Consider the following 11747-nt stretch of genomic DNA (forward strand, 5'->3'; position numbering starts at 1 on the left):
TCTCAGTTGAGGGTCGGAGCAGCGGCGCTGGCGGCGGCTTCGCGCTGAGCCTGCTGGGCTTCGAACATGGCTTGGAAGTTGACTTCCGACAGCAGCACCGGCGGGAAGCCAGCGCGGGTGCACACATCCGACACGATGGCGCGCAGATAGGGGTAAATCATCTGCGGGCAGACGATGCCCAGAATGCCTTCAACCTGCTCTTGCGGCACATTGCGGATCTCGAAGATACCGGCTTGCTTGGCTTCGATCAGGAACAGGGTGCGCTCGCCGACCTTGGTGGTGACGGTAGCGGTCACGCAGACCTCAAAAATGCCTTCGGCCACAGGTTCGGCAGACAGGGCCAGATTGATGTCGACCTGGGGCTGGGTCTGCTCGAGCAGGATTTGCGGCGCGTTCGGCTGCTCCAGCGACAGGTCCTTCAAATACATGCGCTGAATCTGAAACACGGGGGTATTGTTCTCGTCGGCCATGGTAATTCCCAAAAAAGTGAAGCCCGACAGCCATTGCTGCGGGCGGCAGCGCTGATTATTACTCAGCGCTTGTGACGATTCCGTGGGGGTCTCCCCCCTCTTGAAATCCGAACAAGCGGATCAAGCCGCTTGCAGCAAGGCTTGCAGGCCGCCGCGCTGGTCCAGCGCCATCAAATCATCGCAACCGCCGACATGGGTAGCGCCGATGAAAATCTGCGGCACCGTGCGGCGACCGGTCAGGGCCATCATGGCGTCACGTTCGCTGGGGTCGAGGTCGATTCGAACCTCTTCAATATGCTCAACACCGCGCTGCTTCAACAGGGCCTTGGCCCGCACGCAGTAGGGGCAGACCTGGGTGGTGTACATCTTCACGGCAGCCATGGGCTCACTCTCTCTATTCGGTTGACGAAGCTCGCCGGATCAGGCGGCTGACTTCTCGATCGGCAAATTGGCTTCGCGCCAGCTCTTCAAGCCACCCGCTAAAGGCTGAGCCTTTTCATAGCCCAGCTTGCGCAGCGTCGCCGCAGCACGGGCAGCGCGAGCGCCGCTTTGGCAGACCAGCACCAAGGGCAAGGTCTTGTTGCTGGGCAGCGATTTGTGTCCTTCCAGCGAGGCCAAAGGAATATTGCGTGCGCCGGCCACATGGGCGGCGGCAAACTCAGTAGGCTCGCAAACGTCGATCAACACCGCCTTCTCGCGGTTGATCAGTTGCACCGCCTCAGCGGTCGACAACATGGCGCCTTGACTGCTGCTGACCAAAGTGGGCCATAGCAACATGCCGCCAGAAGCCAAAGCGGCCAGGACCAGAATCCAGTTTTCAAGCAAAAAGTTCAACAAAGCAGTCTTCCGGTTATGGGGTGCAACTTGAGTGCATCTTCTGAGCACAAGGGCCGTGATTATAGAAAGAGGCCCGCCGGCATGCCGAGGGGCCTCTGATTGGGCCCACAAGGGGCCCGGGAGTTTGCGCTTTTGCGCCTGCTGGCGTCAGAGCTTGAAGGTCGCCACCGCCGTCTGCAAAGACTGGGCTTGCTGCTCTAAGCTGGTGGCCGCTGCAGCAGCCTGCTCCACCAAGGCCGCGTTTTGCTGCGTCATCTGGTCCAGCTGATTGACCGACTGGTTGACCAAGCCAATCCCTTGGCTTTGCTCCCCCGAAGCGGCCGTCACCTCGCCAATGATGTCGGACACGCGCTGCACGCTGGCCACGATCTCGGTCATGGTTTCGCCGGCGTCCCGCACCAAACGGCTGCCCGACTCGACCCGGTCCACGCTGGCGCCGATCAAGGATTTGATCTCCTTGGCCGCCTCGGCCGAACGCTGAGCCAAGGAGCGCACCTCACTGGCCACGACCGCAAAGCCGCGTCCCTGCTCACCGGCTCGCGCCGCTTCCACCGCCGCATTCAAGGCCAAGATATTGGTCTGGAAGGCAATGCCATCGATCACGCCAATGATGTCGTTGATCTTCTTGGAGCTGTTGTTGATCTCCTCCATAGTCGTGACGACCTGGTTGACCACCTCACCGCCTTTGCGGGCCACCGCAGCCGCCGAGCCGGCCAACTGGTTGGCCTGCGCTGCGGCCTCGGCGCTTTGTCGCACGGCATCGGTCAGTGTCTGCATATTGCTGGAGGTTTGCTCCAGCGAGGTCGCTTGCTTCTCGGTACGCACCGACAAGTCATGATTGCCAACCGCGATTTCGCGCGAAGCCACCGACATGGAGTCGGTTCCCGAGCGCACATCGGTCACGATGGCCGCCAGACCCTGCGACACCTCACGCACGGCTGCCAAAAGGCTGGAGTCCGCGCCGGGTGCCACTTCGATCGATTGAGAGAGATCGCCAGCGGCAATTTGGCGCATCACATCGCGAGCGTATTCGGGCTCACCGCCCAGTTGCCGCCAGACGCTTCCAATCACCAAATAAGAGCCCACGCCCAAAGCGCCGACCACCACCAAGCCACTGATCACGATCGCCATCAGGCTAGCGGACACGCCCGAATTGGCGTTCTTCAAGCCGCTGTCAAAGCCATCGCTGGCGTCGGTGCGAGCCTTGGCCACGTCGGCCTCAAACACCTTCAAAGCCGCTTGCATTTTCGGAATCGCGCCGGCCTGATCCCCTTGCTTGATGCCGAGAAACAGCTGCGCCGTATCCACCGAAGCCGCGAAATAGGCTTCAAAAGAGGTCTTCAGCTTGGCTGCCGTTTCACCCTTGCCTTCAATACGGCCAATCGCATCCAGCAGCTTGCGGATGCTGACCGCTTTCTCATTCGCTTCGTCCAGGCGCTTCTTCTCGCCTTCGGCTACGGCGCTTTGAATCGTCGCACCCAGCGACTCCATTTGCGCACCCAGCTGCGTGGTGGCGTCCACAAAGGGGTAATGCACCTGCTCCACTGCCGTAATGGCCGATGAAGTGCGTGCCGAAAACACCAACACCACTGCAATGCCCACCGCAAAAATCACGGCGGCAAACACAGGCAAGAGCCAGATTCTTGTCTTCACATTCATTCGCATCTCCGTTGCAGGAGCGCCGCAGGGGCCGGCGCTCCAATGGGAAGGGCCAAGACTCAGTCTACGCTCAAGACCACCTTGACGGTGCCATCCACCGCCGACTTCTCGATATAGCCAATCGCGTCGGCATTGGCCGCCACATATTTCTTGACTTCAGCGGCAGAACCCAGTTCTTTGGGTGGCGTGGCCTTGCCGGAGAACACCAGGCGCGACCATGCGGCTTTGACCTGAGCGGCCTGCTTGCCGGTCACCTTGCTGTAGAACTGATCCCGCACTGCTGAGCTTTCCGGCAGGTCGGTGGCCAGGGCCGAGGCTCCACCGGGCAAGGTATTGCTCTTGCCCAAGAAGATGCTGGAGACTTGGTCGGCGGTCATGCTGGCCGCAGCGCTCTTGGGGTTGACGATCACCGCCACCTGCGCCTGCGCCAGGCCAGCCACGAACATGCCTGCAAGCAGGGCCGCACTACGAATCACTTGCTGTTTGTTTTTCATCTTTTGCTCCCTCTCAGAACACAAAGTCAACAGCCAAGCTGTAAACATTGACGGTGCTCTGCCCGGCCGTGAAGGCCAAAGACGGCGAAGAGAAGAGACCCGGACCATCCGCCTTGATGCGTTCAAACTGACCCTTCACCGCAATATTGCGGTACGCATCCCAACGCACACCCACAGCCTGGGTCTTTTGCTGGTTGCTCTGCGAGCGCAGCGTGCCATCCACCAGGGCGCGCAGATCGGGCGTCACGCCAGGCACTGGAATCTTTGGTGGGATGGTGTTGTTGACGTTGCTGTCTTTTTGCTTCAGCTCAGAAACGGTCAGATAAGGCGTGAACTTGCCAAGGCGATAGCCCAAAGTCGCGTACCAGCCATCGGTATCGGGCACATAGGACTCGGTGCGGCGCATGGTGTACTCGGCCATAGCCAGGAAATTGCCTTGATCCAAAGTGACGCCAAAGCCGGTAAAGGTGGCCTTCTTCTTGGTGGCATCCATCTGATCGCCGACGGCGCCAATGCCGGCCCCTGGGACCTTCGCATCCACGAGGTGCAGGACACCGACCAACTGCTTCAGGGACACACTGTCCACCGTCAACTTGCCCTCGACGTGTCCGGCGCGCAGCGTGATGCCGCCGTCGAACTCGGCGGAGGCACTGAAGCCCACCAAGTTGTCCATCTTCACGTCCACGCCTTCGAAGACCGAACTGGACTTGCCGGCATAGAGCTGGAAGTTCAAAGTGGCCGGGCCTACCGCCGCTTGGTAATTGAGGTCGCCACCATCAAAGTGGCTGACCGGCACTTGACCATAAACGTCTGGAGGTGGGCGCAGCCAGGTGTTGGCATAGCCCACATCGCGGAAGTCAGACACTGCAAAGAAGGGCGCGCCCATGCGGCCGAGTCGAGCCGAAAAAGCGGGGCTGAACTGAGCTTTAGCAAAAGCCCATTCCAGTTCGGGGCGGTAGTTGCCGTCGCCGTTTTGCTTGGACAAGACCTGTGCCGTCGCCGAGAACATCTGGTTCAGCTTGGCATTGACCTGCACGCCCAGCTTGGTGTCGACATTGCCGCTCCACGACTTGGTGGCCCCATTGGGCTGCCCCGAGATCACATAGCGAGCCTCATCGGTATTGCTGCCCACCACGCCTACGGTGCCAAAGCCCGAGAACGAGAACATCGAATCTGCGGGCGCTGCGTCTTGCGCCTGCGCAGCCAATGCGCAAACGGCCAGTGCCAACGACGACAGACGACCCATTGTCAATTTCTTCATGAAGTCTCCTTTGTTATGAACCATGCTTCGGCAAAGCCGCGTGAAAAATCCTTGCGCTGCCGAACACATTGACAGCTATATCGGAGCATCGAAACACTTCTGAACCTGTCCTTTCGGTTGGTTCTTCAGGAACTGAAGCTCGACAAGCCATCGTTTGGGTCCAGCAAGAGTGCCCTGGCGAGTTGGCCTCGGGCTTCAAAAATCGGCACAAGGCTTGCGCCCCTATCCAGCCGGTTCAGCCTGCGCGGGCCCGATCAGCAAAACAACTTTCTGTGCATCAAGGATGCGGGCTGAGCCTTCGATAAGGCTTACACGCCGCCGTTGAAGTGTGTAGTTTGGACGTTTTGGCAAGGTTTGAAACCAGCAGATCACGCGGGGTTGCCTCATGCCCACAGCAGCTTTTCGAAATGACGACGCTATGTTCAACTTCTCACTTTTGAGCTAGCGAACATTCGAGCCGTAATTCGCCTCAGTGACGAAAATCCGTCCAAGGAAAAAGCCCCCAGGAAAGCATCGCTTTCTGGGGGCTTTTTCTTGAGGCCAAGGGCCTAAAACGGCCGCTTGAGGCCGTCAAGGAATGAGCATCAACTCGGCTGCTTCTCGGGCATGGCTGAGGAGTGATGATGCGCAATCAGCCACTGGCCGTTCACAAACTCATAGACATAGGTGTAGCGGGCACTGACCTTGCTGCCATCCTTGAAGGTGAAGGTGTAGGTGCCGAGGTCTTGGGCCACATTGCAGCCCAGTTTGATGACGCGGCGGTCGATCTTGCCTTGCGGCTTTTTCTCCAGGAAGTGCACAAAGTAGTCGCGAATCTCGGCCGAGTTGGTGCGCGGCTGGTTCGACACCGTCGGCAGCAAAACACCATCCGCAGCGTAGTTGGCCACGACCTTGTCGGGATTGAGCGTGGCCAGCGAGTTGTTCCAACGATCAAACAAAGCGGCAATCTGCGCCTGATCCGTACGCGCGCATTGGGCCGTTGGCAGCCCTGCAGCGCTCGGGCTGGAGCTCTGAAGGGAGCTCTGACTGGAGCCCTGAGCTTGGGCTTGAGTCAGGCCGGAAAACAAGGATGCAGCGGCGACGGCGCCGGCCAGGACCAGGGACTTGGAGTGCTTCATCGTCAATCTCATCAAGGGTTGTGGAGAGAGCACCCTCAGTGTCTGCCCCGGGCATGAACCCCGGATGCGACTCGCGTGAAGCGGATCTGACGTCGACATGAACCGCATATGAACCTCAGAAACAAGCTCGCGCCAGCAGCGATGGACCCGCCTCAATCCGGCTCGGCGTCGATCTTGTAGCCGATGCCGCGCACCGTCTTCAACAGCGCCAATTCGCGCCCCTCATCGATTTTTTGACGCAGGCGACGCACATAGACATCAACCACATTGGTGAGCGGATCTTCATTCGCGCCCCAGACATTCGACAAGATGCGCTCACGGCTGAAGACCCGACCCGGCGCACTCATCAGCAGCTCCAAAAAAGCCAGCTCCTTGGCCGTCAGCACAATGGGCTGATCACCCCGGGTGACTCGCATGCGCTCGCGATCCAGCCGCAAGTCAGCCAACGCCAACACACTGTTGACTTGCTGCACGGTGCGGCCCCGTCGGCGCAGCGCCTCCAGCCGCGCCACCAATTCATCAAAGGCAAAGGGCTTGGTCAGATAGTCATCGGCGCCCAAGCGCAGACCGCCGACCTTGTCCTCCACGCTGTCCATGGCGGTCAGCATCAAGACCGGCGTTTGCTGGCCTTCGCTGCGCAGGGTTTGCAGCACATCCATGCCGCTGCAGCCCGGCAGCATGACGTCAAGCACGATCAGCGCCCATTCGCCCTGGCGCGCCGCCGCCAAGCCTTCAGGCCCGGTGCGCGCCAAGCTCACCGCATAGCCCTCGGCGCGCAGGCCGCGCTCCAGAAAGTCAGCAACGCGGGCGTCGTCTTCAACAATGAGAAGTTGGTTCAGCATGCTTTTTCTCCGTCCTCCGCCGCATCGGCCGGGGGGTGATACAGGGGCAGTGCCAGGGTCACGTAAGTGCCCTGATCGGACGCGCTCTCCAAACGAATCTGAGCGGCATGCGCCTGGGCAATCATTTGCGCAATCGGCAGTCCGAGGCCAATACCTTCCGGCCGATGGCGCCGCGCCGCCTGGCTGCGGTAGTGGCGCTCAAACACATGGGGCAAGTCCTCGGGGCTGATGCCAATGCCCTGGTCGCGCACCTGAATCCTCAAGCACCCTGCATCCACCTCGGCCTGCAACTCGATGCGCCCGCCAGGGTGCGAGTAACGCAAGGCGTTCTCCAGCACGATGACCAGCATCTGGCGCAGGCGTTTGGCGTCGCCGCGAATCATGGACTGCGCCGCCTCGGCCGGCGCCAAGCGCCAATCCAAGTGCATTTGGGCCGATTGCGCCTGCACACTCACTTGCTCACACACGGCCTGCAGCAGCGTTTGCCAACTCAAAGCCTGCTGCTGCCAGACCAGCTGCTCAAAATCGCTGCGTGCCAACAGGGTCAGGTCTTCCACCACATGCGAAAACTGCGCGACGGTGGCCACAATGCGGGCCAAGGCCTGCTGGTATTCCTGCACCGATTTATCTCGCCCGCGCAGCGCCACTTCGGCCTCGCCACGAATGGCGGTCGCGGGGGTCCGCAGCTCATGACTGACATCGGCGAAGAAACGCCGCCGACGCTGATCCAGCGCCAGCAAAGTGTCGTTCGCCTCGCGCAACTCGGCGGTGCGCACCTCGACCATTTCCTCCAGCCGACTCCGATCCGCCTGTTCCTGAGCGCGGCGCAGTTGCAACTCGGCGGCCATGGCATTGAAGCTGCGCGCGACCGCAGCAAATTCGTCCAACTGCGGCTCCGGCATGCGGTGGCTCAAGTCGCCGCTTTGCAAGGCGTGGGCGCCGCGGGTCAAATCATCAATCGGCTGCTTGAGCCTGCGCATGAAATAAAAGGCCAGCCACACGGTCGCCAGCAAGGCGGTCACGCTGATTGCCAAGACCATGCGACGCATGGTCGACAGCGCCAGATCCGCCGCCGCACGCGAGCGCTGCGTGGCTTCACGTTCGGCCACGATTTCTGCATTCAAGAGTCGGCGCAAGTCTTGCCCCTGACTTTGATCAAACAAGGCCGCCAAACGATCCCATGCCTGACGGCCGTCGGCATCATCGGCCAGCGGCTTCACGCCCACCAAGGCTCGGCCCAACTCGTCCAAATGCCGATCCATCACATCAAGCGAGCGCTGTCGCTCTTCGCGTCGCCCCGATTCCGAAGCGCCCAATTCCAGCGCATCCAACTGCACCGCCAAGACATGCAGATCGGCCAGACCTTGCCGCATCTCGCTGATCAAGCGATCGCGGGCTTCGGGGCTGGCATCGGCCGACAAGAGTCGCTGCGCAGTCCAGCTGCGCAGCTTTTGCTTATTCGCCGAGAGCTCGACAAAGCCCTTCATGATGTCACTGGTCAAGCGACCGCGCTGCACCTGCAAGTGCGCGGTGTGCTGTGCCCACAGGGCCACGCCGCCCTCCATCAAGGCCAGCAAACCGAGCAAAGAAATGGCCAACAGTAAGCGCGCTCTGAACATGCAGTCACTGTAAAGGCTCAAGCGCGAGCCCGCGCCGGCTGGCAAATGAACAATCGATGAAAATCCAGGCGAAGACCGCGTTTATCGGCCTCGCCTCAATCAACCCAAGCCATGCCAAAGTTCGCCGCCAATCTCAGCCTGCTCTATACCGAGCTGCCTTTTCTGCAGCGCTTCGGGGCCGCGGCGGCCGATGGCTTCGAGGCGGTGGAGTTTCTCTTCCCTTACGAGTACCCAGCCGCTGAGCTGAAGCAAGCGCTGCAAACCCACGGCTTGCGCCAAGTGCTGTTCAATGCGCCGCCGGGCCATTGGTCCGCGGGAGAGCGAGGGCTGGCTTGCTTGCCCGATCGGCAAGAGGAGTTTCGCGCTGCCCTTGAGCAGGCCTTGCTCTATGCCTCGGTCTTGGACTGCCCGCGACTTCATGTGATGGCCGGCATTGCACCGCAAGATGCGTCGCCCGAGGTTTTGTACGCGGTGTATGTCGAGAACTTGCGCTGGGCGGCCAAGCGGGCACGAGAGCAAGGCCTGCAGCTCAGCATCGAGGCCATCAACCAGGCCGATATGCCTGGCTATTTCTTGCACCAGCAGGCGCAGGCCTTGGACGTCGTGGCCGCAGTCGGTGCGCCCAATCTGGGCGTGCAGTTTGACGTTTATCACTGCCAGGTCAGCGAAGGCAATGTGTCCCGCAAGCTGTGCGAGGTGATGGGGCGCGGCCTGCTGGGCCATGTGCAAATCGCCGGCGCGCCCGATCGGCAAGAACCCGACCAGGGCGAGCTTCGCGTTGAAGTCTTGCTGAGGCTGCTCGATGAGCTGGGCTACACCGGCTATGTCGGCTGTGAGTACCGGCCGCGTGCGGGCACCCGCGAGGGCCTGGCATGGCTTCGGCCCTGGCTAAAAATTTAAGCGCACCCTATCGGGCTTGAATTTCTCGCCAAGCCTGCGCCAATAGCGGCGCCACCGACACCGCATTGCTGGCGTGGGCCACCGCGTTGCTGCTCCAGACATGGCGAACCCCGGCCGCGCGCAAAGCATCCAGTGCGTCGCCATTGAACAAGGCATGCGTCACCGCCACATCCACACTGGCCGCGCCCCGCGTCAGCAGCTCTTGGGCCGAGCCCATCAGCGTGCGACCGGTGGAGGCCATATCGTCCAGCAGCACCACCGGCAGGCCACGCACCTCCACATCGGGCAAGGCCAGGCTCACGTGACTGTCGCCCAGGCGCACTTTGCGGCCGATGGCATGACGCAGGCCGCCGGCCTTGGCGGCCTCGCTGACCCATTGCGCCGACTCTTCATCGGGCCCAATCAAGAGCGCGCCAGGCACTTGCGCCGCCACCCACTCGCCCAGCACCCGAGCCGCAGACAAAGCTATACCGCAGCCTGCCGGCATCACCTCATCCAGACTGGCAATGCGGTGCAGATGCGGGTCAATGGTGATGACTTGATCAAACTGCTGGGCCAGCAGCCGGGCAATATGGCGCTGGCTGACGGCCTCGCCGGGGGTGAACTCCATGTCTTGGCGCATATAGGCCAGATAGGGCGAGATCAGCACCAGACGCTTCGCACCCAGCTCGCGCGCGGTCGGCGCGGCAATCAAGAGCTCCACCAGCTTGTCGTTTGGCTGCTGCAAGCCGCGCAACAAGAGCACCGTAGGCGGCAAGGGTTTGGGCAGCACCAGGCGCATTTCGCCATCGGGAAAACGATGGCGACTGATGAAGTGCAAAGGCAGATCCAAAGCAGCAGACAACTGCTCGGCCAAGGCTTTCTCGTCATCAAAAGCCAGCAAGATCGTTTGTGCGTTCATTGTTCTTTTCTAAAGCGAAAACATGGCACCGGCCATGGCGAATTCATGCGGCAACTGTTCTGTGCTGCCGATGCGATAAGCCGATTCCTTTTCGGCATGCGCCTGCGCAAACTGCAGGTCCGCCTGATACTGGGCATAGATGCGGTACAGCGGCTCGCCGGCTCGCACCGGATCGCCGAGCTTTTTGAGCAAGTCCATGCCGGCACCCGGCACTTGGGGCGCACCGGCCAAGCGCGCAATGCGGGCGATGCGTAGATTGTCTATGGCCACCACCAAGCCCTCAGCAGGCGCCAGGACCTCGACGCTCAAGGCGCCCAGCGCGGGCATTTCGGCGCGCCGGCCTTGGGCGTCGATGATGGCGTTCATCTGCGCGAGGGCGCGGCCGGAATCGAGGATGTCACGGGCGATGGTGTAACCCTCGCCTCCGCGCACATCGGGGTCGAATTCGATCATGCGGCCCGCCAGGCGCAGCGCTTTTTGGCGCAAGTCTTGCGGCGCTGCCGGGTCGCCTTGCAAGACCTGCATCACATCGCGCGCCTCCAGCACCGGGCCGATGCCGCTGCCAATCGGCTGGCGGCCATCGCTGAGCACCACGTCGAGCTGCAAGCGCAGATGACCGGCCACATACTCAAACAGCTTCTTGAGCCTTTGCGCCTCCACCATGGAGCGCACTTTGGCGCTAGGCCCGACAGGAATATCCAAAACCAAATGCGTTGAACCCGCGGCAATCTTCTTGGACAGGATGGAAGCCACCATCTGCCCCGGCGAATCGATAGACAAGGGCCGCTCCACCGAAATCAAGATGTCATCGGCCGGCGACAAATCAGCCGTGCCGCCCCAGGCCAGGCAGGCATGGGTGTCTTTGACGATGTGCACCATGCGGTCCACGCTCAACTCCACCTGGGCCAACATCTCCATGGTGTCGGCCGTGCCCGAGGGCGAGGTGATGGCGCGCGAACTGGTTTTGGGGCACCACATGCCGTGAGCGCTGACGATAGGCACCACCAGCATGGAGGTGCGGTTGCCCGGTATGCCGCCAATGCAATGCTTGTCGACCACCAGGCCGGCGCCCACCTGCTTGTGCCAGTCGAGCCGTCGGCCCACGGCGATCATGGCCTCGGTCAGGTGCAAGACCTCTTCGCGGTCCAGCTCGTATTGATTGGTTGCCACCACAAAGGCCGCCAACTCAATCTTGGAATAACGCGCATCGGCCACGTCACGGATGATGGCCGCCAACTCGTCCTTGCCGAGGCGTTCCCCATTGATTTTGCGGCGCAGCGCAGCAATCGAGGCGGCCGGCTCGGCATGTGCAATTTGAGCGCTGTGGCCTTCCACGACGCCCAGCCGGGTGAAGGCGTCTTCACTGAGACCCAGATCGCAGGCGCTGACGATGCGCTCATCGTCCACGACATTCAGCACTGCCAGAATCATCTGACCATTGGCCCGAATCTCGACCTTGGACAAGGCCTGAAAGCCCGCCGCTCGAACCACCGGGCAGTCGCGATGCACATAGGCCACATTCTCACGCCAGGTGTCGATGCCGACACGGCGGACGCGCAATGCACTTTGAGTAGTCGCAGTCATGTGCCGACTGTAGCGGAGCCCTCATCGAGCACCATCGACAAATAGGCAGGAAAACCTCTCGA

12 protein-coding genes are annotated in these 11747 nt (G+C 61.2%); 1 reads left to right on the forward strand and 11 read right to left on the reverse strand.

The features are described 5' to 3' along the window. Positions 1 to 2: 2 nt before the first annotated feature. The 9 genes from secB to LNV06_RS08445 form a co-directional block, all read right to left on the reverse strand. Entirely contained in the window at positions 3 to 470 is a 468-nt protein-coding gene (secB, locus tag LNV06_RS08405) for a protein-export chaperone SecB (RefSeq protein ID WP_263537813.1), read from the reverse strand. Between the two features lie 120 nt (positions 471 to 590). Further along, positions 591 to 851, reverse strand: coding sequence for a glutaredoxin 3 (gene grxC, locus LNV06_RS08410; protein WP_263537814.1), 261 nt, complete (start codon positions 849 to 851; stop codon positions 591 to 593). A 39-nt stretch (positions 852 to 890) separates the two neighbouring features. After that, positions 891 to 1304 carry a rhodanese-like domain-containing protein gene (locus tag LNV06_RS08415; protein ID WP_263537815.1) on the reverse strand — a complete coding sequence of 138 codons (414 nt, stop codon included), beginning with the start codon at positions 1302 to 1304 and terminating at the stop codon, positions 891 to 893. Positions 1305 to 1454: 150 nt separating this feature from the next. Continuing rightward, positions 1455 to 2966 (reverse strand): methyl-accepting chemotaxis protein, encoded by a 1512-nt coding sequence (locus LNV06_RS22560; protein ID WP_318013459.1) that lies wholly within the window; start codon positions 2964 to 2966, stop codon positions 1455 to 1457. A gap of 59 nt (positions 2967 to 3025) precedes the next feature. Continuing rightward, the gene (locus LNV06_RS08425; RefSeq protein WP_263537816.1) at positions 3026 to 3460 is read right to left on the reverse strand and encodes a type 2 periplasmic-binding domain-containing protein; all 435 of its coding nucleotides are present in this window, start codon (positions 3458 to 3460) and stop codon (positions 3026 to 3028) included. A 13-nt stretch (positions 3461 to 3473) separates the two neighbouring features. Next, positions 3474 to 4721, reverse strand: coding sequence for a porin (locus LNV06_RS08430; protein WP_263537817.1), 1248 nt, complete (start codon positions 4719 to 4721; stop codon positions 3474 to 3476). Positions 4722 to 5305: 584 nt separating this feature from the next. Further along, positions 5306 to 5839 carry an SgcJ/EcaC family oxidoreductase gene (locus LNV06_RS08435; RefSeq protein ID WP_263537818.1) on the reverse strand — a complete coding sequence of 178 codons (534 nt, stop codon included), beginning with the start codon at positions 5837 to 5839 and terminating at the stop codon, positions 5306 to 5308. Positions 5840 to 5991: 152 nt separating this feature from the next. Further along, positions 5992 to 6681, reverse strand: coding sequence for a response regulator transcription factor (locus tag LNV06_RS08440; RefSeq protein ID WP_263537819.1), 690 nt, complete (start codon positions 6679 to 6681; stop codon positions 5992 to 5994). After that, positions 6675 to 8300 carry a sensor histidine kinase gene (locus LNV06_RS08445; protein ID WP_263537820.1) on the reverse strand — a complete coding sequence of 542 codons (1626 nt, stop codon included), beginning with the start codon at positions 8298 to 8300 and terminating at the stop codon, positions 6675 to 6677. The genes LNV06_RS08440 and LNV06_RS08445 overlap by 7 nt, the downstream gene beginning before the upstream one ends. 111 nt (positions 8301 to 8411) lie before the next feature. Here LNV06_RS08445 and otnI point away from each other — a divergent pair, with 111 nt between their 5' ends. Further along, positions 8412 to 9200 (forward strand): 2-oxo-tetronate isomerase, encoded by a 789-nt coding sequence (otnI, locus tag LNV06_RS08450; protein ID WP_263537821.1) that lies wholly within the window; start codon positions 8412 to 8414, stop codon positions 9198 to 9200. Between the two features lie 7 nt (positions 9201 to 9207). Here the strand turns inward: otnI and LNV06_RS08455 are convergent, their stop codons facing one another. Together LNV06_RS08455 and LNV06_RS08460 are read right to left on the reverse strand one after the other, a co-directional pair. Next, a complete protein-coding gene (locus tag LNV06_RS08455; RefSeq protein WP_263537822.1) occupies positions 9208 to 10101 on the reverse strand; it encodes a ribose-phosphate diphosphokinase in 894 nt (297 codons plus the stop codon). Positions 10102 to 10110: 9 nt separating this feature from the next. Beyond that, complete coding sequence (locus LNV06_RS08460; RefSeq protein WP_263537823.1) at positions 10111 to 11685, reverse strand: thymidine phosphorylase family protein; 1575 nt, start codon at positions 11683 to 11685, stop codon at positions 10111 to 10113. Positions 11686 to 11747 lie beyond the last annotated feature (62 nt).

It is taken from the genome of Paucibacter sp. Y2R2-4 (assembly GCF_025717535.1).
GTDB lineage: Bacteria > Pseudomonadota > Gammaproteobacteria > Burkholderiales > Burkholderiaceae_C > Paucibacter_A.